The following is a 23,610-nucleotide window of genomic DNA, read 5'->3' on the forward strand; positions in this document are numbered from 1 at the left end:
AAACTCCGCACCACGGTGCTGGTGACCTCCGTCGTCGCGTCCCTCCTCGTCCTGTCCCTGCTCTCCGTCGCGCTGGGCGCGCTGAACGTGCCGCCCGACCAGGTCGTCCGCTCGGTCCTCGGCCGTCCGCCGAGCCGTCTCGTCGACAACATCGTGTGGTCGGTGCGCGTGCCCCGGACGCTGCTCGGCCTGACGACCGGCGCCGCGCTCGGCCTCTCCGGGGCGCTGATGCAGGCCCTGACCCGCAATCCGCTCGCCGATCCCGGGATCCTCGGGGTGAGCGCCGGGGCCTCGTTCGCGATCGTGCTGGCGGTGGGCGTGTTCGGGGTCGGATCGCTGTACGGGTACGTGTGGTTCGCGTTCGCCGGGGCGATGGCCGCCAGTGTGCTGGTCTTCTTCCTGGGACGGCTCGGCCGGTCCGGTGCCACACCGGTGAAGCTCGCGCTCGCCGGGGTCGCCGTCACCGCGATGCTGTCGTCGCTGACCAGCGCCGTCGTCCTCACCGACCAGGACGCGCTGGACCGTTACCGCTACTGGTCCGCCGGCAGCCTGGCCGACCAGGACTCCGGGGATCTGCTGCGCATCCTGCCGTTCCTGGCCGTCGGCGCCGTCCTCGCGCTGTCCTGCGCACCCGCGCTCAACAGCCTCGCCCTCGGCGACGACGTGGCCGCCTCGCTCGGCCGGCGGCTCGGTCTCGTACGGCTCCAGGGCGTCACCGCGATCATGCTGCTGACCGGTGCCTCCGTCGCCGTCATCGGGCCCGTGGTCTTCCTCGGCCTGGTCGTCCCGCACATCGCCCGCATCCTGGCGCAGTACGCGGGGCTCGGCCCCGACCACCGCTGGCTGCTGCCGCTGTCCGCGGCGCTCGCGCCGGTACTGCTGCTGGCCGCCGACATCCTGGGCCGCGTGGTGGCCCGGCCCACCGAGATCCAGGCCGGTGTGCTGGTCGCCTTCCTCGGCGGCCCGTTCTTCGTCGCCCTGGTCCGCCGCCGTAAGCTCGCGGAGGTGTGAGCGTGCCCGCACAGTCCCCACCCGTACCGGCTCGGCGCGTGCCCGCGCCGTCGCCACTGCGGGGCCGGCCCTTCCGGCTGGCCGTGCCGCCCGTGTCCGGGGTGCTGCGGCCGCGGCTGGTGCTCACCGGCGCACTGCTGGCGGCCGGTGCCTTCCTGCTGTTCTGCTGGGGTCTGACGATCGGTGACTATCCGGTCGCGTTCCCCGAGGTCGTCAAGGCGCTGGGCGGGGCGGGCGACGCCGCCACCGTCACCGTCGTGCGGGACCTGCGGCTGCCCCGGGCCCTGACCGGGCTCCTGGTCGGGGTCGCGTTCGGCGTCTCGGGGGCCGTGTTCCAGACGATGACCCGCAACCCGCTCGCCAGTCCCGACATGATCGGGCTGACCCAGGGTGCCGGTACGGCCGTCGTCGCCGCCCTCGTCCTCGGTTGGACCGGCGGGCTCGGCCTGTCGACGCTCGGGCTGCTCGGCGCGCTCGCGACCGCGCTGCTGGTGTACGCGCTGGCCTGGAAGGGCGGGGCCACCGGGTACCGGATCGTCCTCGTCGGCATCGGCGTGTCCTGGATGTGCACCAGTGCCACCGACTTCCTGGTGGCGCGCGGCGACCGGTTCGAGGCGCAGCAGGCCGTCGGCTGGCTGGTGGGCAACCTCAACGGCCGTACCTGGGAGCAGGTGGACGCCCTCGCCGTCGCGCTGGCCGTGCTGCTGCCCGTCACCCTCGGCATGGGCCGCTGGATGCGCACGCTCCAGCTCGGCGACGACGTGGCCGCCGGGCTCGGCACGCCCGTCCAGGCGGTGCGGCTGGCGCTGCTGCTGACCGGGGTGGGTCTTGTCGCCTTCGGTACGGCGGCGGCGGGGCCGGTGGCGTTCGTGGCGCTGGCCTGCCCCCAGATCGCCCAGCGGCTGGCGGGCACGTCGGCGCCGCCGCCGCTGGTCTCCGGTCTCACCGGTGCGTTCGTCGTCCTCGGTTCCGACCTCGTCGCGCGCGAGGCGATTCCCGGGACGGAACTGCCGGTCGGGATCGTCACCGGCGCCCTCGGTGCGCCGGTACTGCTCTGGCTGCTCATCCGCGCCAACCGCGCGGGGTCTGGAGGCTGACCGCATGTCGACCACCGCTCACCGGACGCGGTCGCCGCTCGCGGTGCCGGCTCCCGAAAAAGCCGCCGCCGGGCCCGAGTTGCGGGCCGAGGACCTCCATCTCGCCTACGACGGGCGGACGGTGGTGGAGGGCCTGGACCTCACCGTGCCGACGGGGCGGATCACGGCGATCGTCGGGGCCAACGCGTGCGGCAAGTCGACCCTGTTGCGGGCGCTGGCCCGGCTGCTGACGCCGCGGCGGGGCGTCGTCGAGCTGGACGGGGCCGCGCTCAGGACCGTGCCGAGCCGCGAACTGGCCCGAAAGCTCGGCATCCTGCCGCAGTCGCCGGTGGCGCCCGAGGGGCTGACGGTCGGGGATCTGGTGGGGCGGGGGCGCTCGCCGCACCAGACCTGGTGGCGGCAGTGGTCGGCCGCCGACGAGGAGGCGGTGCGCGGGGCCCTGACGGCCACGGGGCTGACGGAGCTCGCCGACCGGCCCGTGGACGAGCTGTCCGGCGGCCAGCGGCAGCGGGCGTGGATCGCCATGGCCGTCGCCCAGGGCACGCCGATCCTGCTGTTGGACGAGCCGACGACGTACCTCGACCTCGCCCACCAGATCGACGTGCTCGACCTCATCACCGACCTCAACCGGCGCGAGGGGCGCACGGTGGTGATGGTGCTGCACGACCTCAACCAGGCGTGCCGGTACGCCGACCATGTCATCGCGATGAAGGCCGGGCGGATCGTGGCCGAGGGGGTGCCGGGGGAGGTCGTCACGGAGGGGGTCGTGGAGGACGTGTTCGGCCTCCGCTGCCGCATCTCCACCGACCCGGTCAGTGGCACCCCCCTGGTCATCCCCCTGGGCCGCCACCACGACGGCGGAGACGGCGCCCCCGCCGCCTGAGATCTGACGGCTCCCTGAGCCCGACGGCCCCCACAGCCTGCGCGTCAGCCACACCCCTGGCGGTGGTCCTGTGCGTGGGCGCGTGCGGGTACATCGTGGTTCCTCGCGCAGTTCCCCGCGCCCCTGAGGGGGTGGGGGTTCCGTGCGTCGGTGAGTGCGGGTGCATCGTGGTTTTGGCAGGGGGCGGCCCGGGGCTTTCAGGGGCGCGGGGAACTGCGCGATCAGCCAGTGACGGGCCGCAGTCGCCCACGAGCCGTACCACCCCGCCCGGAGGGCGCCCCGGCCCGGCCGGGTGCCCCCCGCCGGCACGCCCTCGGCCGTGTGGGCGGGCGAGGGGTGCCGGGGCCGCCCCGTCAGGGGTGGGACGTCAGGTAGCCGCCCATCGTGGGGAAGTACTCGGCCGCCGAGTACTCCGCACCGTCGTCCGTGCGCACCCGCCGCACGAGCAGCCCCCGGCACCGGCCGGTGTACGCGTCCGCGCCCGCGACGACGACGACGCCGTCGCCCTCGCGGATGAAGATACGGCCCGGCGTCCCCCCGTAGCGCCCCTCCGAGACCCCCGCGGAGACGATCCGCAGCCGCTCCCCGCGATGGAACGCGTACGCGTTCGGGTACGGGTCCGACTGGGCCCGAACGAGCCGCTCCAGGCGCTCCGCGGGCCAACTCCAGTCGATCCGGCTGTCCTCGGCCGAGCGTTTGTGGAAGAAGCTGGCCCTGGCCCGGTCCTGCGGCAGCCACCGCCCGGCGTCCCGCCCGGAGGCGATCAGGTCGAGGGACTCGCGCACGAGGGGCGCGATGAGGTCGACGGTACGGTGGAACAGGTCGGTGGCCGTGTCGGCCGGCCCCACCGGCACCGACCGCTGCACCAGCACGTCCCCCGCGTCGAGTTCGGCGTTCATCCGGTGCGCCGTCACCCCCACCCGCTCCTCCCCGTTGAGCAGCGCCCAGATGAGGGGCGAGAACCCCGCGTACGCCGGCAGCAACGAGTCGTGGATGTTGAGCGTGCCGTGCGGCGGCAGGTCGAACAGCTCCGGCGGAAGCCAGGTGCGCCAGTTGTTGGCGACGATGATGTCCGGCCGTGCCTCCCGTACCGCGGCGAGGAGTTCGGCGTCGTCGGGGCGGTTGCGCAGCAGGACGGGTACGCCGTGCTTCTCGGCGAGTTCGGCGACGTTGTCGTCCCAGATCTTCTCGTACGCGTGCTCGCTCCTCGGATGGGTGAGAACGAGGACGACCTCGTGCTCCGAGTCGAGCAGGGCCTGCAGCGTGCGGTGCCCCCAGGTCTGGTAGCCGAGCATGACGACCCTCATGGCGGTCCTTCCTCTCCCACGACTCCATTGCAAGGTAAGCCTTACCTTATCTAGCATGTGGGTGCCTGAGGGAGGCGATGCATAGGTGAAATCACCGGTCATGGGTTCCGACGCCGTCCACGACGTCCACGACATCGTCGGGATCGGTTTCGGCCCGTCAAATCTCGCCCTGTCCGTGGCAGTCGAGGAGCACAACGCGAACGTCGGCGCCGGCCGCCGTCTGAACGCCCTGTTCCTGGAACGCCAGCCGCGCTTCGGCTGGCACCGGGGCATGCTGATCGACGACGCCACGATGCAGGTGTCCTTCCTCAAGGACCTGGTGACCCTGCGCAATCCGGCGAGCGACTACAGCTTCCTGTGCTTCCTGCGCGAGCGCGGCAGGCTGATCGACTTCCTGAACCAGAAGACGCTGTTCCCGCTGCGGATGGAGTTCCACGAGTACTTCGAGTGGGCCGCCGCACGCGTCTCGCACCTGGTCTCCTACGGCAGCGAGGTCGTCACCGTCACCCCGGTGCGCGACGCCGCCGGCCGGATGGACCTCTTCGAGATCACCTGCCGCGACACCGCGGATCCGGACTCGACCGTGACGTACCGGGCCCGCAACATCAGCGTCGCCATGGGCCTGGAACCGCACGTGCCGCCGGGCCTGGAGCTGTCCGAACACGTCTGGCACACCAGCCAGTTGCTGCCCCGGACGGCCCAACTCGCCGCCGAGGGAAGGCCGGTGCGCCGGGCGGTCGTGCTCGGCGCCGGGCAGAGCGCCGCCGAGGCGGTGGACTATCTGCACCGCACCTTCCCCGAGGCGGAGGTGTGCTCGGTCTTCGCGAAGTACGGCTACACGCCCGCCGACGACAGCCCGTTCGCCAACCGGATCTTCGACCCGGAGGCGGTGGACGTCTACTTCTCCTCGCCGTCCGAGGTGAAGCAGTCCCTGCTCGACTACCACCGCTCCACCAACTATTCCGTCGTCGACATGGAGTTGATCGAGTCGCTGTACGCCGCCTCGTACCGGGAGAAGGTGGCCGGACGGGAGCGGCTGCGCTTCCTCAACGTCTCCCGTGTCCGCGAGGTGCGTCCCGGTGACGGGGGCGGACTCGACGTGGCCGTGGAGTTCCTGCCCACCGGCGAGCGCCAGGTGCTCCCCGCCGACGTGCTGGTGCTCGCCACCGGCTACCGGCCCCGCGACCTCGCCGCCCTGCTCGGCCCGGCGGCCAAGTTCTGCCTCCGTGACGACGGGGACGCGGTACGCGTGGGCCGGGACCACCGGGTGGAGACGGTGCCGGAACTCACCGCCGGCATCTACCTCCAGGGCGGCACCGAGCACACCCACGGCCTGACCAGCACCCTGCTGTCGACGGTCGCGATCAGGGCGGAGGAGATCCACCGCTCCCTGCTGGCCGACGTGACGGCGGCCTGACCCACGTACCGGTGGCCCCGGTCCGGACGGCACGACCCGTCCGGACCGGGGTCCGTCAACTGCCGATTAATCAGCGCGCAACCCTGCCCGGGGATGATTGCGGATGCGGCAACCGGCCACGACAATCGGCGCATGGATCACGTCGATCTGAACCTCGTCGAGGTGCTGGACGCGCTGCTGGCCGAGAACAGCGTGACGAGGGCCGCGGAGCGGCTGCACACCTCGCCGCCGGCCGTCAGCCGCGCCCTGGGCCGGTTGCGGCGCGCCTTCGGCGACCCGCTCCTCGTCCGCGCCGGACGGGAACTCGTGCCCACGCCCCGGGCGTTGGAGCTGCGCGGCGAGGTGCACGCGGTCGCCGCCCGGGCCCGGGCGCTGTTCGCGCCGTCGGCCGTCGCCGACCCCCGTACCGCCGTCCGCATGTTCGATCTGCAGGTCACGGACATGCTGTCCACGACGTTCCTGCCGTCCCTCATCGACGATCTGCGGGTCCAGGCCCCCGGCATCTCGCTGCGGCTGCGGCCGGAGAGCGTCGAGGACACCCCCGCCCTGCGGGAGGGGCTGGTGGATCTGGAAATCGGCATCGTCCGCCCCGGTGACCCCGAGATCCGCTCGGCGGCGCTCGTCACGGAGACGCTGGTCGGCGCGGTACGGCCGGAGCATCCGCTGGCGGCGGCGCGGACCGTGACGGCACGGCGGTTCGCCGCCGCCGATCACATCGCCGTGTCCCGGCGCGGCCGGACCCACGGACCGATCGACGACCGGCTCGCGGACCTCGGCCTGAGCCGGCGCGTGGTCGCCGTGGTACCCACCTTCGCGAGCGCACTGTTCATGGCCCGCGAGACCGACGTCGTCTGCGTCGCCCCGGCCGGTCTGGGACGGCGGATGCTCGACGCGCTCGGGCTGCGCGCGTTCCCGATCCCGCTGGAGCTGCCCCCGTTGACGATCGGCATGGCCTGGCACCCGCGCAACCACCACGACCGCACCCACCGGCTCCTGCGCGAACGCACCCACCACCTCATGACGGCGGCTACGACATCCGCCACCTCATGACGGCGGCGACGGCGCCCGCCACCTCCTGAGCGCCACGGCCGTGGGCCGGGGTGGCGGTCAGACCGCCTCCAGCTCCATGCAGGAGTAGCCGCCGCCCACCGGGTACGTCCGGCCGCGCCGCCACCCGGTGGCGGCGAAGAGGGCGTCGAACTCGTTGAGGTCCCGCTCGACGCCGCCCGTGACGCAGAGCATGGCCATGTCGGAGAGGGCGGCGAAGTCGGGCTTGCCGAGCTCGCCGACGATCGTCTCGACGACCAGGGCACGTCCGCCCTCGCGGCTCGCGGCGCGGCAGTTGCTCAGAATCCGCGTACAGCGCTCGTCGTCCCAGTCGTGCAGGACCGTCTTGAGCAGGTGGAGGTCCCCGGCGGGCACCTCGGTGAAGAAGTCGCCGCCCACGCCGGTGAACCGGTCGGACAGACCCCGTCGTTCGGCCTCCTTGATCGCGCCCTCGACGGCGTGCGGCAGGTCGAGCACCCGCCCGCGCAGCGCCGGGTCCGCCTCCATCAGCGTCAGGACGAGGTGTCCGTCGGCGCCGCCGACGTCGACCGCCGTGGTGGCGCCCCTGACGTCGGCCCGGGCCGCGACGCCGTGGGTCACCAGGGCGGACATGTCGCTCATGGCGTCGGCGAACACCCGCGCCGTCTCGGCGTTCTCCGGCCGTCCGTAGTAGTCGAAGATGTCCTCGCCGAGCACCTTCCTCACCTGGCTCGCGCCCTCCCGCACCGCCTCGGGGAACAGGCCCCAGGGGCCCCAGTGCGACGGCCCGGCCTGGATCAGCAGCAGGGAGCGCAGGGAGCCCGGCACTCCGGCGCGCAGCAGTTGCCCGCGCCCGGTCAGGCCGAAGCGGCCGTCCCCCTCGTAGCTGAGCACGCCCAGCGAGGCGGCCGCGCGCATCAGACGGTAGGTGGCGCCCTCGTGGCTGTCCTCGCGTCCGGCCACCTCCTTCGCCGTCCGCGGCCCGTCGGCGAGATGGTCGACGACGTTGAGGCGGACGACGGCGTGCAGGATCTGAACGACCGCGCCACCGGTGAGCATGTTCATCAACTGCACGACATCCGCGGGCGGTTCGGGGGCCGTCACGGGCGTGGGGGTCTCGGTCATGGCGCGCAACCTCGTTGGCTTCGATGGTGTCAACAAAAGAGGTCTGTAGTGTCGACGCGGCCGGGGCGGGGGCGCATGCATCTGCGTGCCGGGTGGCCGGGACTTCCGCGTCGGTGGCAGGGAACGACGGCGGGACGGCGATGACAGCACAACGACCGGATGCGGAAACGACGTCGGGGTCCATACCGGGAGCGGGGCGGACGTTCACCGCGGACGTCACGCGACCGGCACCCGGCGCCCGCGGCTTCGACGTCTTCCGGCGGGAGTGGGAAGCGCAGACGGGCGAGGCGCTGCCGCTGCCGTCCTTCGACACCGGTGAGTCCGGTGCGTTCCGGATCGGTGTGCGGGCGGCCAAGGTCCATGACGCGGTCGTCGCGGACGTGCGCTTCACCCGGTTCGTCGGGCGCCCCTCCGGGTCCCGGGAGCTCGGCGACCGGGTGCTGGTGCACCTGATGTCGGAGGGCTCCTGGCGGTTCGTCGGGCTCGACCGGCGCAGCGAGAGCGCCACCGTCACGGCCGGGTCGTTCCTCGCCCGCCGCAACGGCGCGCCCACGCTGTTCGACGTGGCGCCCGGCTCGCGCGCGACGGTGCTCATCCTGCCCACCTCGGTCCTCGACGGCGCCCACGACACCCGGCAGATCCTCGGCTCCCACGACTCCGCCGCGATGCGCGTGCTGCGGGCGCACGCCCGCATGGTCCGCGAGACGGTGCACGAACTGGGCGGGCCGGCCGTCCTGGCCTCGCGCGACGCCCTGGTCGAGCTCACCCGGGGGGCGCTGCGGCAGGAGCTCGACGACGCCGAGCCACGGCTGGCCCCCGCGCTCGCCCGGGCCGCGATGCTCCTCGCCGACGAACACCTGGCGGACCCCGGCCTCACCCCCGCCTCGCTCGCCCGTCGGCTCAACGTCTCCCTGCGCACACTGCACCGCGCGTTCGCCGGTACCGGGGAGCCGGTGGCCGCGTACATCCGGCGCAGACGGCTGGAGTGCGCACGGCGGGAGCTGCTCGCCCGCTGGGGCCGGCCCAGCGTCACGGAGGCCGCCGCCCGCTGGCACTTCGCGGACGGCAGCCACTTCACCCGCGCCTTCAAACGGCAGTACGGGGAGACCCCCACCCAGGCGATGGCCCGCACCCCACGGTTGCCCTAGGCCCTCACCGGTACCGCCGCACGGCGGATCCGCTTCGTGCGGGGCCACGTACATGTGTACGTCGGTTCGTTCGCGCGTACGAACCCGAGGCGGTGGTCGCGCTCCTAGGGTCGGAACCCGCGGGCGTATCCGAGGAGGCGACCATGCAGACGCTGTTGCGCGGTGGCCGGGTCATCGACCCGGGCACGGGGTTCGACGGGCCGGCCGACGTGCTCGTCGACGGCGGCCGGATCGCCGCCGTGGGGCCCGGCATCGAGGCCCCGCCCGGTGCGGCGGTCGTCGAGGCCGCGGGGCTGATCGTCGGGCCCGGCTTCGTCGATCTGCACAGTCATGTGCACTCCGTCGCCGGACAGCGGCTCCAGGCGATGGACGGGGTGACCACGGCGCTCGACCTGGAGGCCGGGCTGATGCCGGTCGCCCGCGCCTACGCCGAGGCGGCCGCCGCGGGACGCCCGCTGCACTACGGCTTCTCCGCCTCCTGGGGCGGCGCGCGGGCCCAGGTCCTGGCCGGCCGCACGCCGGACGCCCGGTTCGCGTCGAGCATGGACGTGCTCGGCGACCCGCGCTGGCAGCGCTCCTCCACCCCGCGCGAGCTGGCCGCCTGGCTGTCCCTGCTGGAGGACGAGCTGGCCGGCGGCGCCCTCGGCATCGGCATCCTGATGGGGTACGCGCCGGCCAGCGACCCGGCGGAGTTCAGCGCCGTCGCCCGCCTGGCGGCGCGGGCCGGGGTGCCGACGTTCACCCACGTCCGCGAACTGGTCGAGGTGGACCCGGCGACGCCCGTCGACGGGTCGGCGGAGGTCGTCCGCGCGGCGGCCGAGACCGGGGCGGCGATGCACCACTGCCATGTGAACAGCACCTCCGGCCGGCACGTCGACCGGGTCCTGGGCGCGCTGGCGGAGTCGCGGCGGGCGGGTTCGCGGGTGACGGTGGAGGCGTATCCGTACGGGGCGGGCAGCACGGCGGTCGGTGCGGCGTTCATCGACCCGGAGCGGCTGCGCGCCAAGGGGCTCGGGCCGAGGAGCGTCGTCATGGTCGAGACGGGCGAGCGGATCGCCGACGAGGCGCGGCTGCGCCACCTGCGCGCGCGGGACCCGGGGGCACCCTGCCTCCTGGAGTTCCTCGACGAGGACGACCCCGGCGACCGGACGCTGCTGCGGCGGGCGCTGGCCTTCCCGGACGCCGTCGTCGCCAGTGACGCGATGCCGGTGTTCTGGCCGGACGGCGGCACCGAGAGCACCGAGTGGCCGCTGCCGCCCGGCGGGTCGACCCATCCGCGCACCGCCGGCACCTTCGCCAAGACGCTGCGCCTGATGGTGCGCGAGTCCGGCGCCTGGAGCTGGCCGGAGGCGTTCCGGCGCTGCTCCCATCTGCCCGCGCGCGTCCTGGACGACGTCGCCCCGGCCGCCCGCGCCAAGGGCCGTCTCGGGGTCGGGGCCGACGCCGACCTGGTGGTCCTCGACCCGCGGACGGTCACCGACGCGGCCACCTACGCCGATCCCACGCGGCCCTCCCACGGCGTACGGCATCTGTACGTAGCCGGGGTGCCGGTGGTCGCGGACGGTGCCCTGCGCACCGACGCGTTCCCGGGACGGCCGCTGCGCGGGGAGTCGCGGTGACGGCGCCGGACCTCGGCGCGCTGCTCGCCGACATCGAGACCCTGGTGACCTGCGAGTCGCCGTCGACGGACCACGAGGCGCTCGCCCGCAGCGCGGCGGAGGTCGCCACGCTCGGCCGGCGGCTGCTGGGCGCGGACCCGGAGTACCTGGTCACCGAGGGCTGCCCCCATCTGCGCTGGCGGTTCGGCGACGGACCGGCCCGCGTACTGCTGCTCGGGCACCACGACACGGTCTGGCCCCTGGGCTCGCTGCGCACCCACCCGTTCGGCATCCACGACGGCGTGCTGCGCGGCCCCGGCTGCTTCGACATGAAGGCGGGCGTGGTGATGGCCCTGCACGCCGCCGCGGCCCTCCCCCGGCGCGCCGGACTGACGATCCTGGTCACCGGGGACGAGGAGATCGGCTCACCCCGGTCGAGGGAGCTGATCGAGGCGGAGGCGCGCGGCTGCGAGGCGGTGTTCGTGCTGGAGGCCTCGGCCGACGGGGGCGCGCTGAAGTGCCGCCGCAAGGGCGTCTCGCTGTACCGGATCGAGGTCGAGGGCCGGGCCGCGCACTCCGGGCTCGAACCGGAGAAGGGCGTGAACGCGGGCGTCGAACTCGCGCACCAGGTCCTCGCCGTGACGGGGCTGGCCGACCCCGCGCGCGGGACGACCGTGGTGCCGACCCTCTCGTCGGCCGGTACGACCACCAACACCGTCCCGGCCGCCGCCGGCGTGGCGCTCGACGTGCGGGCGTGGAACCTGGCCGAGCAGGAGCGCGTCGACGCGGCCCTGCGCGCGCTGCGTCCGGTGCTGCCCGGGGCGCGGGTGCGGGTGACGGGCGGAGTGAACCGGCCGCCGCTGGAGGCGACCGCGTCCGACACTCTGTTCGCCCTCGCCGACTCCCTGGCGCGGACCCTGGGCCTGGGGCCGCTCGCCGCCGCGGCGGTCGGGGGCGCCTCGGACGGCAACTTCACCGCCGGCCTCGGCGTTCCGACGCTGGACGGCCTCGGCGCGGTGGGCGGCGGGGCGCACGCGGACGACGAGCATGTCGTCGTCGCGGAACTGCCGGGCCGCACGGCGCTGTTGACCGCGCTCGTGGAGGCGGCGCTGGAGGGAGGGGCGTCGCGATGACCGGGCACATACCGTACGCGCCGCCCGGGCCCCCGCCCTCGGTGGTCGCCGGGGCCGAACTCGCCGCCGCCCGGGCCGCCTCGGAGGCCGAGGTAGCCGTCCGTCAGCTGACCGAGGTCGAGGACCTGGCCGCCGTCTCGCTGCTCCTGCGGCGGGTCTGGCACGCGGAGCCGGGCGGCGGCCCCGTCCCGACGGAGCTGCTGCGGGCGATGGCCGTGGCGGGGAACTACGTGTCCGGCGCCTTCGACGGGGACGAACTCCTGGGCGCCTGCGTCGGGTTCTTCGGCGCCCCCGCGCACGGCGCGCTGCACAGCCACATCGCCGGCGTCCTGCCCGCCGGGCTCGGGCGCGGCCTGGGTCTCGCGCTCAAGCTGCACCAGCGGGCCTGGGCGCTGCGCCGGGGCGCGGAGACGATCTCCTGGACGTTCGACCCGCTGGTGCGCCGCAACGCGCACTTCAACCTGACGAAACTGGGCGCCCGTCCGGACCGGTACCTGCCCGACTTCTACGGCCCGCTGCACGACGGCATCAACGGCACGGGCGCGACCGACCGGCTCCTCCTCGCCTGGGACCTCGCCGGAGCGGCGGGGCCGGAGGGACGCGAACCCGTCGACGCGGCGGCGCTGTCGCGGGCGCGGGGCGCCGTGCCCGCGCTGTCGGCCGATGCGGACGGCAGACCGGTGACCGGGGCGGCCGGTGGGGCGGGCGACGGGCCGGTGCTGCTGGTCGCGGTGCCGCCCGACATCGAGGAGCTGCGGCGCACCGATCCGGCGCTCGGCCGGTCGTGGCGGCTCGCGCTGCGGGAGGTGCTGGGCGGCCTGATGTCCGAGGGCGCGGAGGTCACCGGCTTCGACCGGGCCGGGTGGTACGTGGTGGAGAGGAAGCAGGACTCGTGAAGCTCGACGGTGTGGAACTCCTCCGGGTGCGGATGCCGCTGCGGGCACCGTTCCGGACCTCGTTCGGAACGCAGCACGTCCGCGAACTGCTGCTGGTGCGGGTGGTGACACCGGCCGGCGAGGGGTGGGGCGAGTGCGTGGCGATGGCCGACCCGCTCTACTCGTCGGAGTACGTCGACGGCGCGGAGCACGTGCTGCGCGAGCACCTGGTCCCCGTACTGCTGCGGGCGGGCGAGGTGAGCGCGCACCGGGTGGCGCCGCTCCTCGCCCCGGTCAAGGGGCACCGGATGGCCAAGGCGGCGCTGGAGATGGCGGTGCTCGACGCAGAACTGCGCTCCCGGGGAGCCTCGTTCGCCACCGCGCTGGGCTCCACCAGGGACGCGGTGCCGTGCGGGGTCTCGGTCGGCATCATGGACTCGATCCCCCAACTCCTGGACGCCGTCGACGGATACGTGGCCCAGGGGTACGCGCGCGTCAAGCTGAAGATCGAGCCCGGCTGGGACGTGGAGCCGGTCCGTGCCGTGCGCGAACGCTTCGGCGACGAGCTGCTGCTCCAGGTCGACGCCAACACCGCGTACACGCTCGCGGACGTCCCCCAGCTGCGCCGGCTCGACCCGTTCGGCCTGCTGCTGATCGAGCAGCCGCTGGAGGAGGAGGACGTCCGCGGCCATGCCGAGCTGGCCCGGTACCTGACCACGCCGGTCTGCCTGGACGAGTCGATCGTCTCGGCCCGTGCGGCCGCCGACGCGATCGCGCTGGGCGCCTGCCGGATCGTGAACATCAAGCCCGGGCGGGTCGGCGGCTATCTCGAGGCCCGGCGGGTGCACGACGTGTGCGCGGCGCACGGGGTGCCGGTGTGGTGCGGCGGCATGCTGGAGACGGGGCTCGGCAGGGCGGCGAACGTGGCGCTGGCCGCGCTGCCGGGGTTCACGCTGCCCGGCGACACCTCGGCCTCCGACCGCTACTACCGCACGGACATCACCGAGCCGTTCGTCCTGGACGCCGGGCACCTGCCGGTGCCGTCCGGGCCGGGCCTCGGCGTGGCCCCGCTCCCGGAGGCGCTGGCGGAGGTGACCACGGGGAGGGCCTGGCTGCCCGCGTAGTTCGTCGCAGCCGACGAAAACGGGTGTTAGATTTCGTCCCCCCGGACGGACGGAGCCGGGTGCGCGCACGAGGTTCAGGTGGTGGTGGCGCCGATGCCCGGAAGGCCCCGTACGCGTCTGAGCCGGGTGCTCGACGACCTCGGCGGCGTCCTGCTGGAGCCGGTCGCGGGCGCCGTGCGCCGGGGCGCCCTGCTCGACCAGGTCGTCATCCACGATCCGCTGGACACGGACGTGCAGGGTCCGGCGGACAGGGGTGCGCACGGTCCGCCGGACACCGGCGCCCCGGACGCGGCCGAACCGCTCGCCCGGGCCGTTGTGCTGGGCGTGGGGGTGCGCGCGGCGGACGACCTCGTCCGGCTGCTGCGCGGGTACGGCCGCCGGGGCGCGACCGCGCTCGTCGTCAGACAGCCGGTGGACACCACGCCCGGGGTACTGCGCGCCGCCGAGGAGTCCGGCGTCGCCCTGCTGGGCCTGGCCGCCGGGGCCTCCTGGGCGCAGCTCGCGGCGATGCTCCGCACCGTGCTGGCCGAGGAGGATCTCGGCGACGCCTCGCCGGGGACCCTGGACGGGGTGCCGGCCGGGGACCTGTTCGCCGTGGCCAACGCGGTGGCGGCGCTCCTCGACGCCCCGGTGACCATCGAGGACCGTGCCTCGCGGGTGCTCGCGTTCTCCGGCCGGCAGGACGAGGCCGACCAGCCCCGGGCGCGGACGATCCTGGGCCGGCAGGTGCCCGAGCACTTCACCCGCCACCTCCGGGCCAACGGCGTCTTCGAGCGGCTGTACCGCGAGCCGGGGCCGCTCTACGTCGATCCGCGGGCGCAGGACTTCGAGATGGGCATGCCACGGGTGGCGATCGCGGTCCGTGCGGGCGACGAGATCCTCGGTTCGGTGTGGGCGGCGGTCCCGGGCCCGCTCGGCGCGGAGCGCGCGCAGTCGTTCCGGGACGCCGCCAAGGTGGTGGCGCTGCACATGCTCCGGCTGCGAGCGGGCGCCGACGTCGAACGGCGGCTGCGGGCCGACCTGGTGAGCAGGGTCCTGGAGGGCGGCACGGCGGCGCCCGAGGCGCTCGCCCGGCTCGGACTGCTCGGCCGGCCGCTGACCGTCCTGGCGATGGGCACGGCCGGCGCCCCCGGGCCGACGACTCCGGAGGAGGACGTCAGCCGGGCCGCCGGCCGGCAGCGGCTCGCCGACGCGCTGGCCACGCATCTCACCACGGTGCAGCCGCGTTCGGCGGTCGCGCTGCTGGGGGACGTGGCCTACGGGCTCGTCCCGCTGCCGGGCGGGCAGCCGGACGGCGCGGAGCGCGCGCTGCGCCTCGCCTCGGCGTTCCTGGAGCACGCCGGACGCGGCACGGAGGCGGCGGCGATCGGCGTCGGACCGCCGGCCGAGGACGGCGCCGGGGTACGGCGCTCGCGCGAAGGCGCGGACCGGGCGCTGCGCGTGCTGCGCACGGCCGGCCGGGGGCGCCGTGTGGCCACCCTGGAGGACGTCCACATCGACGCCCTCCTGCTGGAACTCGGGGACCTCGCGGCGGCCCGCGGCGACCGTCCGACGGCCGCGATCGCCCGCCTCCTCGACTACGACGCACGGCACGGGGCGCAGCTGCTCCACACCCTGCGGTGCTGGCTCGACGCGTTCGGCGACGTGCCGGCCGCGTCGGCGAGGGCCCACGTCCACCCCAACACCTTCCGCTACCGCCTGCGCCGCCTCACCGAGGTCGCCCGGCTCGACCTCACCGACCCGGACCAACGCTTCGCGGCCATGCTGCAGTTGCGACTACTGCCGACGCCGACACTGCCGCCCGAGGGCACGCCGGACGGGTGACGGCCGCGCCCGGCACCCGTGTGCCACGCTGGGCCGATGAGTGGGGCGAGGACGGGTGTGCGGCCGGCGACCATGAACGTACTGGCGCCGCAGTCCGCCGACGGTCCGAACCGACGGGCCGTGCTGACTCGCGAGTGGGAGCGTCTGCGTCCTGACGTGCTCGCGCTCCAGGAGGTGACCCGGGAGGACGTGGCAGCCCTCGCCGACGCGGGCCGGCACGTCGTTCCGCACCCCCGGTGGTCCTCCGACGGCGTCGGCGCCGTCCTGGCCGCCCGCCGGGCCTTCGGGCACACGGTGAAGGACACGCTGGAGGTCACCGCGCGCACGGCGCTCACCGGCTGGTGCGCAGTCGTCGCCGCGGAGCTGCCGTTCCCGGAGCCCCTCGGCGTGATGCTCGTGGTCCATCACAAGCCGAGCCGGCCCTACGGCTACGAGCGCGCGTGGGAGTTGCAGGCGCTGGTCACCGCCCGCCTCGTCGAGGAGGTGGTCGCCGAACGTGCCGTGCGGCACGCGGTGGTGATGGGTGACTTCGACGCCTCGCCCGGGGCCGCGAGTCTGCGGTTCCTGAAGGGGCTGCAGTCGCTGGACGGCATGAGCGTCTGCTTCCAGGACGTCTGGTCGGCCGTGCACCCCCACGACCCCGGCCCCACCCTGCACGTCGCCTCGTGCGAGCGGGTCCTGGTGCGGCCGGTGCGCGGGGTGCAGGCGAGCGACCACTACGGCCTGGTCGCCGACCTGACGGTGCCGGACCACACGCCGGGCCGGTGGAGGAACGCCGACGGGCCCCGCCCCGCGCCCGGGAGCGGCCCCGGCTCAGCCGCGCGGTGAGCCGGATCCCGGGCGGTCGGCCTCGCCTTGGGCGCTGGTGAACATCTCGACGAGGCTGTACGGGGCGTCGTCGTCGAGGAGCAGGGGGAGCAGTTCGGCCGCCTCGGCGGCGTGGGCGGCGCTGCGGGGGAACAGGGCGGCCTCGTAGGCGGCGAGCGCGGCCTCGGGGTCGTCGGGGTGGGCGGCGAGCGCCTTGCCGAGTTCCGCGCCGTCGAACATGGCGAGGTTGGCGCCCTCGCCCGAGGGTGGCATCAGGTGGGCGGCGTCGCCGAGCAGGGTGACACCCGGGACCCGCTCCCAGCGGTGCTCGTGGGGCAGCGTGTGCAGGATCCGTACGACCGGTGCGGTCTCGCCGTCGGTGAGCAGCGCCGTGAGTTCCGGCGCCCAGCCCTCGAACTCCTTGGCGATCCGGGCCGTCACCGCGCCGGTGTCGGTGTCGGTGTCGGTGAGGTCGATGCCGTCGATCCACTCCCGTTCCCCGGCCAGCTGGACGTAGGTGTGCAGGACCCCGCCGGGCTCCCGGTGGGCGGTGATCCCCTTTCCGGGGGCCAGCGCGAACAGGGAGCCGCCGCCGACGGCCTCGGCGCTCGCGGGATGGCGCTCGTCGCTGTCGAACAGATAGGTCTCGACGAAGACCGCGCCGGCGTACTCGGGCCGCGCCGCGGACAGCAGCGGGCGGACGCGTGACCAGGCGCCGTCCGCGCCGACCAGCAACCCGGTGGTGACGGCCGTGCCGTCGGCGAAGGTGACCTCGTGGCGGCCGTCGCCGAGGGAGCGGGCCGCGGTGACCTTGTGCCCCCATCGGACGGTGCCGGCGGGCAGCGAGTCCAGCAGGAGCTGCCGCAGCGCGCCGCGGAGCACCTCGGGCCGCCGGCCGTGGCCGTCGTCGGGCCGCTCGAACACGAGGGTGCCGTGCCGGTCGAGTACGCGCAGCGCCTCGCCGCCCTCGTGGACGAGACCGAGGAACTGGTCGTGGAGACCGGCGTCCTTGAGGGCGAGCTGCCCGTTGTGGTGGTGGATGTCGAGCATGCCGCCCTGCGTACGGGCGGTGGGCGAGGCCTCCGCCTCGTAGACCGTGGCCGGTATGCCGTGGACGTGCAGGACCCTGGCGAGCGTCAGCCCGCCGAGCCCCGCGCCGATGATCGTGACGGGGATGGTCATGGCGTTCTTCCTTCCTGCTGACCGAAGACTCTGGAACGACGTTCCAGCAGCCCCAGCATGGAACGCCGTTCCAGGCGCTGTCAAGCTGGAATGGTGTTCCAGAGTTGTCGTCGGCCGTCTAGGATGAGCCGCATGGCAAGCAGAACGCGTCGTCCGGAACGCCGGCAGGAACCGCTCTCCCGGGAGCGCATCGTCGCCGCCGCGGTCGGGCTCCTGGACACGGTGGGCGAGAGCGGACTGACGTTCCGCGCGCTGGCCGAGCGGCTGGCGACGGGGCCCGGGGCGATCTACTGGCACGTCGCGGGCAAGTCCGAACTGCTCGCCGCCGCCACCGACGCCGTGCTCGCCGCCGGTTCCGTCCGTGCCGATCCCGAGGCGACGCCGCAGGAATCCGTCCGCGCGCTCGCGCTCGGTCTGTTCGACGCGATCGACGACCACCCCTGGGTCGGTACACAGCTCGTCGGCACGCCGTCGCAGTCACCGATGCTGCCGGTCTTCGAGCAGCTCGGCCGCCAGGTACGGGCGCTCGGGGTGCCGCCGGCCTCCCAGTTCTCCGCGGTCTCCGCGCTGTGGAACTACATCCTCGGCGTGGCGGGCCAGAACGCCGCCAACGCCCGGGCGCCCCGGCAGGAGACGGACAGGACGGCGTACCTGGCCTCCGTCGCGGACGACTGGGCGGCCCTCGACCCCGAGGAGTACGCGTTCACGCGCGGCGTCGCCGGCCGGCTGCGGGAGCACGACGACCGGGCCGAGTTCCTCACCGGCATCGACCTCATCCTCACCGGCATCGCCGCGTACGGCCGCCCCACGGACTGACCGGCGGACCGGATCTCCGGTTGACCGACCGGCCGACTGACCGGCCCCGATCGTGGCGGCGGGAAATCCGCCCCGCTCTTCCGCGAACTTTCCGCCGCGACCCGTCATCGAACCTCATGTACGGCACACGTGGACGGCGAACGGGCGGGCACTCGACCCACCTGCCGCCGCGCACGCGCACAGGCACGAGCACGAGTGGAGAGCGATCGCTGTGACCGAGCACCGGACCACCACCGACCAGACCCCCGCCGCCCACCCCACCGCGGCACACCGCACCGGCCGCCGGTTCTGCGGCGCGCTGCTCGCCGCGGCCGCCGTCGCCGGACTGGGACTCACCGGCGCGGGCGCCGCCCAGGCGGCCGGCAGCGGGAGCGGCACGGCGTCCATACCGACCTGCTCCCCCGCCGCCCTCAGGACGACCTTCGGCCGGCAACTGGCCGGCGGCATGAACCACGAGGGCGTCTACCTCACGTTCCGCAACCTCAGTGGCACGACGTGCGCACTGCGCGGCTTCCCGGGCCTCGGTCTGGAGGACGCGAACCACCGCACGCTGCCGACCCACACCCACTGGGGCGACACCTGGTACGCCGGCAACCCCGGCACCAGGACCCTCGTCCTGAAGGACGGCGAGAGCGCGGAGGCGGTCCTCGCCTGGACCCACGTCAACACCGGGACCTCCGACGCCGTGCACGCGTCGTACCTGGAGATCACCCCGCCCGCCGCGACCACACACAAGACGCTGGCGTTCCCCGAGTGGGTCGACAACGGCGACCTGCACGTGACCGCCCTGGCCAAGCACATCGACGTGCCGCGCTGACTCCCACCTGGCGAGAACCAGTGGGGCATCGGCATTTTCGCCACTGTCGGCTCCTCCGCGCCGTTCCTAGGCTCCTGGACATCAGCCGTTGGACCACCGATGAAAAGGGCCACGCGTGTTCGACAGGAACGAGTCAGACAAGGGCGATCCGGGCCAGGGCCGGGAGGAGAAGATCGTCAGCCGGCGCACCGCGCTGGGGCGCGGCGTCGGCGTCGCCGCGATCGGCGTGACCTCCGCGCTCGCCACCGCCGTGTCCACCCCGGCCGCCACCGCGGCACCGGGGCGGGCGCGACGGGCGGACGCCGGGGGCGGGAGCGGCGGGTCCCTGCTCAGGTCCGTGGCGGGAATCCGCGTCCCCGGCGGCGAAGTGGCCCGGAGGGCGACGGCGTTCGCGCGTGAGGCGTCCTCCGAGACCCTCTTCAACCACGTGATGCGCACGTATCTGTTCAGCTGCGTGCTGTTCGACCAGCGCGGTGTCCACTACGACCGCGAACTGGCCTTCCTCGCCGCGGTCCTGCACGACCTGGGGCTGGTGGAGGCGTACCGGACCCCGGCCGAGCGCTTCGAACTCGACGGCGCCGACGCCGCGCAGCGGTTCCTCGAGGGGCAGCGCGTTCCGCAGGACCGCGTCGCGGTGGTGTGGGATGCGATCGCCCTGCACACGAACGTCGCCATCGCGGCCCGGAAACGGCCCGAGATCGCCATGGTCGCGGTCGGTTCCGGGGCGGACTTCTCCGGCAACGGCGTCGACCGGATCCCGTCCGGCACCCTGGAGGAGATCCTCGCCGCGTTCCCCCGGGCGGGCTTCAAGCAGGACGCGGTCGACACCATGCTGTCGCTGTGCCGCACCAAGCCCATGTCGGTGCTCATGCACCCCTTCGCCGAGGTCGGCCGCCGTCACATTCCGGGCTTCGCGGTGCCGACGGTGGAGGACCTGGTGCTCGCGGCGCCCTTCGCGGAGTGACGCCGCGCCCCGCCCGGGGTGCGGGGCGACGCCGACCGGCTCATGCGCTCACGCGCGTGCCCCGGCGCGGATGCGCTGGGCGAGGAAGAGGGCAGCGCGGTCCAGCGCCTCCTCCGCCTCGTCAAGTTCACCGACGAGCGCCTGGAACACGTGGGGCACGTCGGCGGTGACGTCCAGGACGACGTCCACTCCGGCCTCCCGCGCGCGGGCGGCCAGGCGCGTGGAGTCGTCCAGCAGGAGTTCGTTGGTGCCGACCTGGAGCAGCATCGGCGGGAAACCGGTCAGGTCGGCGTGGACGGCCGGGCTGAGCAGCGGCTGGTGCGGATCGGTGTCGCCGAAGTACATGGCACTGGTGCGTTCGAAGTCCGCGCGCGTGAAGACCGGGTCGATGCCGGCCTTGCTGTCCATGCTCTGGCCGGACCGGGTGGCGTCCAGGCCCGCGGAGAAGGCGAGGAGGGCGGCGGGCATCGGCAGTCCCGCGTCGCGGGCGGCGAGGCACGTGGTGACGGCGAGCCCGCCGCCCGCGGAGTCCCCGGCGAACACGATCGCCGCGGGGTCCTCGCCGCGGTCGAGGAGCGCGCGGTAGGCGTTCAGCGTGTCCTCGATCGCGGCCGGGAACGGATGTTCGGGAGCGAGCCGGTAGTCCACCGAGTACGCCCCGAAGCCGGTCTTGGTGACGAGGTGCCCGGTCAGTGACAGCGCGGTCTCCGGGGACCCGAACACCCAGGCGCCGCCGTGGAAGTACAGAATCGTTCCGGCGCGCGGCCCCTCGTCCGGCTCGACGCGCAGCGCGGGCCGGCCGCCGAGTTCCGTGGGCTCCGTGCGGATGGCGTCGGGCACCTTCATGCGGGCCATCAGCGCCCGGAATCCCGCGCGCAACTCCTCGATCGTGACGGGGCCCTCGTGACGCGGCTGTCGCATCATGGCATCGACCCGGACACGCTGTTCCTTGCTCATACTGGTGTGCTCCCCTGCGTAAGTAGCTGCCAGTACACTATATGCCGTGGCATATAAATCAAGTGGAAACCCGTTCGACCTGGTCGGCTTCTTCGACGACCTGGTCCGCTGCGAGACGCGGCTGTACAACGAGCTCAACGACCGGCTCCGCGCCGCCCACTCCATCGTGACGTCGCAGTACGAGACCTTGCGGTTTCTGCGCGACCGCTCCGGGGCACGGGTGGCGGACATCGCCGCCGCGTTCGCCGTCGGGATCGGTGCGACCAGCAAGAGCGTGGACCGGCTGGAGAAGCAGGGGTGGGTGGTCCGCCGGCCGAACCCGGCCGACCGGCGCTCCTCCCTGCTGGTGCTGACCGACGAGGGCGCACGGCTCGTCGACGCGGCGGAACGGACGGTCACCGAAAGCCTGGCCGAGCTGTTCGGCACCGCGTTCGACGGCCCCGGGGCGGCAGCCACGGCACGCGCCTTCGCGCAACTCCGTGCCACCCTCGAACACAACCGGTTCGGCACGCCGACGGGCTGACGGGGCCGGCCTCCGACTCATGGGGCGCGCGGGCTGCCCCGGAGGCTCCGCGCGGCCACGCAGGCCGGCCGCGCACCCCGCCCGGTCGCGCACCCGGCCCGCCGGAGGCCGCCGGGCTTTCTGGGGGCCCGCCCGGGCTCCCCGGGGGTCGCCCAGCCCCTGGCCCGGTGTGCGGTGCGCCGCACACGGGCGTGGTTCAGCGCGCGCCGCTCTCCTGCGGCGCCGAGGGTCCCGCGGCGGGGAGCCAGGACGTCCCGGCCTCCGGGTGCGTCGGAGCCGGGAGCCAGGGCGTCCCGGACTCCGGGCGTGTCGCGGCCGGAGCCTGTGGCTGCCGCGAGGCGTGGCGCGCCGCGACGGGGATCCCGGCGGCCTCCGGATCCCGGCGCGCCCGGACCGTCGCCGCATCCCGGCGCTTCGAAGTCACCGGTATCCCGGTGGGGACGCACGCCGTGACCAGGCCGCCCAGTATCAGCAGGCTTCCGGCCGCGGCCGGCGCCGTCAGGTGTTCGTGCAGGGCGAAGACGCCCAGGACGGACGCCGCGAGGGGTTCGGCGAGGCTCAGCGTGCCGACGGCGGCCGCGCTGGTGGAGCGCAGGCCCGCGGAGAAAAGCCAGTACGCCAGGGCGGTGGCGGCCAGTCCCAGCCAGGCGATCAGGCCCAGCGCGGCCGGCTGCGCGAGGGCGGCCACCGAGCCGGCCATCCAGGGCAGCAGCGGCACGGACCCCAGCAGCAGGGCGAGCGCGGACACCGTCGGCAGACTGATGCCCGGATGGTCGGTGGCGAGCCGCCGGGCGTACACGGTGTACAGGCCGTAGCAGACACCCGACGCCGCTGCGGTCAGCAGCCCGAGCACGTCGGGCCCGGCGCCGTCCGGCACGAACAGCAGCGCGCAGCCCAGGACCGCCGCGCCGGTGGAGATCAGCCAGGTACGCGTGAGGACCTCACCGGTGACGAACCGGGCGATCAGCCCGGTGGCGACGGGCCCGACGCCCAGCGCGACGACGGTGGCGAGGGCGGCGCCGGTGCGGGCGGTGGCGTAGAGGAAGGCCGCCTGGAAGACGCCGGTCGCCAGGGCGCAGACCAGCAGCGGGCGGACCAGCCCCTGCCGCAGCGCCGGGCGGAGCCCGCGCAGGTGACGCCGGCAGAGCAGTGCGAGCACCGTGCCGCCGACCACGAGCCGCCAGCCGCCGAGCGCGGCGGGGCTCATGACGTCGCCCGCCAGGGCCTGCGCGGGGCCGACCGTGCCCCACAGCAGCGCCGCCCCGAGCACCAGTCCGGCACCGCCGGAGAATCCGTACTTCTGTTGCCTCATGCCCCGTAGGCTAGGTATTGGTTTGAGAAGAGTGACGCACCACCGAACTTCGTGAGGCACAAGCACATGAACACGGGACTTGATGCGATCGACCTGGCGCTTTTGCGGGAGCTGCAGAACGATGCACGGCAGACCAACCGGGACCTGGCCGCGAAGACGGGCATCTCCCCGTCGACGTCGCTGGAGCGGGTACGGCTGCTCCGGGAGCGCGGCCTGATCACCGGGTATCACGCCGCGCTGGACCTCGAAGCGGTCGGCCGGCCCGTGCAGGCGCTGATCTCGGTGCGCATCCGCCCGCCGGCCCGGGCCGTCATCGAGGGGTTCCGGGAGTGGGCGCACCAACTGCCGGAGGTCATCGCCATGTTCGTCACCTCCGGTCCCCACGACTTCCTCCTGCACATCGCCGTCCCGGACGTGAACAGCGTGTACGCCTTCGTCATCGACCGGCTCACGGAACGGCGCGAGGTGGCCGACGTGCAGACGACCCTCGCGTACGAGCACGTCCGCTCCCGCGTCATCCAGCCGGCCACCGGCCCGGACCCCGACCCGGCACGACGGCCACGCCGGCAGCGGTAGCGGTGTCCGGGCCGGCCGTCGGCCGCGAACTCCCGCCACAGGCCGTCCACGAGGCCCCGGGCAGGGACGCACCCGCAAACCACACAAG

The 23,610-nt window shown here is 74.2% G+C and carries 22 protein-coding genes; 17 read left to right on the forward strand and 5 right to left on the reverse strand.

What is annotated here, in order from left to right:
• The first annotated feature begins 15 nt into the window (after nt 1-15).
• Genes OIE12_RS01310 through OIE12_RS01320 form a run of 3 tightly spaced genes read left to right on the forward strand, consistent with a single transcriptional unit; the run spans nt 16 to nt 2,991 of the window.
• The gene (locus OIE12_RS01310; RefSeq protein WP_030377162.1) at nt 16-1,011 is read left to right on the forward strand and encodes a FecCD family ABC transporter permease; all 996 of its coding nucleotides are present in this window, start codon (nt 16-18) and stop codon (nt 1,009-1,011) included.
• Entirely contained in the window at nt 1,008-2,108 is a 1,101-nt protein-coding gene (locus OIE12_RS01315; RefSeq protein WP_443053737.1) for a FecCD family ABC transporter permease, read from the forward strand. Before OIE12_RS01310 ends, OIE12_RS01315 begins: the two co-directional genes overlap by 4 nt.
• Nucleotides 2,109-2,112: 4 nt before the next feature.
• The gene (locus OIE12_RS01320) at nt 2,113-2,991 is read left to right on the forward strand and encodes an ABC transporter ATP-binding protein (protein WP_329130767.1); all 879 of its coding nucleotides are present in this window, start codon (nt 2,113-2,115) and stop codon (nt 2,989-2,991) included.
• Between the two features lie 353 nt (nt 2,992-3,344).
• Here OIE12_RS01320 and OIE12_RS01325 read toward each other — a convergent pair whose 3' ends face one another.
• Nucleotides 3,345-4,298: a methionyl-tRNA formyltransferase gene (locus OIE12_RS01325; protein ID WP_329130769.1), complete on the reverse strand. Its 954-nt coding sequence runs from the start codon at nt 4,296-4,298 to the stop codon at nt 3,345-3,347.
• A gap of 85 nt (nt 4,299-4,383) precedes the next feature.
• On the opposite strand from OIE12_RS01325, the gene OIE12_RS01330 reads away from it, so the two are divergent.
• Nucleotides 4,384-5,715 carry a lysine N(6)-hydroxylase/L-ornithine N(5)-oxygenase family protein gene (locus OIE12_RS01330; RefSeq protein WP_329130771.1) on the forward strand — a complete coding sequence of 444 codons (1,332 nt, stop codon included), beginning with the start codon at nt 4,384-4,386 and terminating at the stop codon, nt 5,713-5,715.
• Between the two features lie 132 nt (nt 5,716-5,847).
• Nucleotides 5,848-6,765: a LysR family transcriptional regulator gene (locus OIE12_RS01335; RefSeq protein ID WP_329130773.1), complete on the forward strand. Its 918-nt coding sequence runs from the start codon at nt 5,848-5,850 to the stop codon at nt 6,763-6,765.
• A 57-nt stretch (nt 6,766-6,822) separates the two neighbouring features.
• Here the strand turns inward: OIE12_RS01335 and OIE12_RS01340 are convergent, their stop codons facing one another.
• Nucleotides 6,823-7,866, reverse strand: coding sequence for a methyltransferase (locus OIE12_RS01340; protein WP_329130775.1), 1,044 nt, complete (start codon nt 7,864-7,866; stop codon nt 6,823-6,825).
• Nucleotides 7,867-8,006: 140 nt separating this feature from the next.
• On the opposite strand from OIE12_RS01340, the gene OIE12_RS01345 reads away from it, so the two are divergent.
• The 7 genes from OIE12_RS01345 (at nt 8,007) to OIE12_RS01375 (ending at nt 16,396) form a co-directional block, all read left to right on the forward strand.
• The gene (locus OIE12_RS01345; protein WP_329130777.1) at nt 8,007-9,014 is read left to right on the forward strand and encodes a helix-turn-helix domain-containing protein; all 1,008 of its coding nucleotides are present in this window, start codon (nt 8,007-8,009) and stop codon (nt 9,012-9,014) included.
• Nucleotides 9,015-9,157: 143 nt separating this feature from the next.
• A complete protein-coding gene (locus OIE12_RS01350; RefSeq protein WP_443053738.1) occupies nt 9,158-10,633 on the forward strand; it encodes an amidohydrolase family protein in 1,476 nt (491 codons plus the stop codon).
• Nucleotides 10,630-11,745 carry a M20 family metallopeptidase gene (locus OIE12_RS01355; RefSeq protein WP_329130781.1) on the forward strand — a complete coding sequence of 372 codons (1,116 nt, stop codon included), beginning with the start codon at nt 10,630-10,632 and terminating at the stop codon, nt 11,743-11,745. Before OIE12_RS01350 ends, OIE12_RS01355 begins: the two co-directional genes overlap by 4 nt.
• The gene (locus OIE12_RS01360; RefSeq protein WP_329130783.1) at nt 11,742-12,641 is read left to right on the forward strand and encodes a GNAT family N-acetyltransferase; all 900 of its coding nucleotides are present in this window, start codon (nt 11,742-11,744) and stop codon (nt 12,639-12,641) included. Before OIE12_RS01355 ends, OIE12_RS01360 begins: the two co-directional genes overlap by 4 nt.
• Complete coding sequence (menC, locus tag OIE12_RS01365; protein ID WP_329130785.1) at nt 12,638-13,744, forward strand: o-succinylbenzoate synthase; 1,107 nt, start codon at nt 12,638-12,640, stop codon at nt 13,742-13,744. Before OIE12_RS01360 ends, menC begins: the two co-directional genes overlap by 4 nt.
• A 93-nt stretch (nt 13,745-13,837) precedes the next feature.
• Nucleotides 13,838-15,568, forward strand: coding sequence for a helix-turn-helix domain-containing protein (locus tag OIE12_RS01370; protein WP_329130787.1), 1,731 nt, complete (start codon nt 13,838-13,840; stop codon nt 15,566-15,568).
• A gap of 36 nt (nt 15,569-15,604) precedes the next feature.
• Nucleotides 15,605-16,396 carry an endonuclease/exonuclease/phosphatase family protein gene (locus OIE12_RS01375; protein ID WP_329130788.1) on the forward strand — a complete coding sequence of 264 codons (792 nt, stop codon included), beginning with the start codon at nt 15,605-15,607 and terminating at the stop codon, nt 16,394-16,396.
• Here OIE12_RS01375 and OIE12_RS01380 read toward each other — a convergent pair.
• Nucleotides 16,382-17,557, reverse strand: a complete 1,176-nt coding sequence (locus OIE12_RS01380) for an FAD-dependent oxidoreductase (protein ID WP_329130790.1) — start codon at nt 17,555-17,557, stop codon at nt 16,382-16,384. The genes OIE12_RS01375 and OIE12_RS01380 overlap by 15 nt on opposite strands.
• Nucleotides 17,558-17,689: 132 nt before the next feature.
• Here OIE12_RS01380 and OIE12_RS01385 point away from each other — a divergent pair, with 132 nt between their 5' ends.
• The 3 genes from OIE12_RS01385 (at nt 17,690) to OIE12_RS01395 (ending at nt 20,154) form a co-directional block, all read left to right on the forward strand.
• On the forward strand, nt 17,690-18,373 hold the full coding sequence (locus OIE12_RS01385) for a TetR/AcrR family transcriptional regulator (protein ID WP_329130792.1): 684 nt from the start codon (nt 17,690-17,692) through the stop codon (nt 18,371-18,373).
• Between the two features lie 211 nt (nt 18,374-18,584).
• Nucleotides 18,585-19,190, forward strand: coding sequence for a DUF4232 domain-containing protein (locus tag OIE12_RS01390; RefSeq protein ID WP_329130794.1), 606 nt, complete (start codon nt 18,585-18,587; stop codon nt 19,188-19,190).
• Nucleotides 19,191-19,305: 115 nt separating this feature from the next.
• Nucleotides 19,306-20,154 (forward strand): HD domain-containing protein, encoded by an 849-nt coding sequence (locus OIE12_RS01395; RefSeq protein WP_329130796.1) that lies wholly within the window; start codon nt 19,306-19,308, stop codon nt 20,152-20,154.
• Between the two features lie 48 nt (nt 20,155-20,202).
• Here OIE12_RS01395 and OIE12_RS01400 read toward each other — a convergent pair whose 3' ends face one another.
• Entirely contained in the window at nt 20,203-21,111 is a 909-nt protein-coding gene (locus OIE12_RS01400; RefSeq protein WP_329130798.1) for an alpha/beta hydrolase, read from the reverse strand.
• 46 nt (nt 21,112-21,157) lie between these two features.
• On the opposite strand from OIE12_RS01400, the gene OIE12_RS01405 reads away from it, so the two are divergent.
• Nucleotides 21,158-21,634 (forward strand): MarR family winged helix-turn-helix transcriptional regulator, encoded by a 477-nt coding sequence (locus OIE12_RS01405; protein ID WP_329130800.1) that lies wholly within the window; start codon nt 21,158-21,160, stop codon nt 21,632-21,634.
• 196 nt (nt 21,635-21,830) lie between these two features.
• Here OIE12_RS01405 and OIE12_RS01410 read toward each other — a convergent pair whose 3' ends face one another.
• Nucleotides 21,831-22,946 (reverse strand): DMT family transporter, encoded by a 1,116-nt coding sequence (locus OIE12_RS01410; RefSeq protein ID WP_329130802.1) that lies wholly within the window; start codon nt 22,944-22,946, stop codon nt 21,831-21,833.
• A gap of 66 nt (nt 22,947-23,012) precedes the next feature.
• Here OIE12_RS01410 and OIE12_RS01415 point away from each other — a divergent pair, with 66 nt between their 5' ends.
• Complete coding sequence (locus OIE12_RS01415) at nt 23,013-23,522, forward strand: Lrp/AsnC family transcriptional regulator (protein ID WP_329130804.1); 510 nt, start codon at nt 23,013-23,015, stop codon at nt 23,520-23,522.
• Nucleotides 23,523-23,610 lie beyond the last annotated feature (88 nt).

It is taken from the genome of Streptomyces sp. NBC_00670, from assembly GCF_036226765.1.
Lineage (GTDB): Bacteria > Actinomycetota > Actinomycetes > Streptomycetales > Streptomycetaceae > Streptomyces.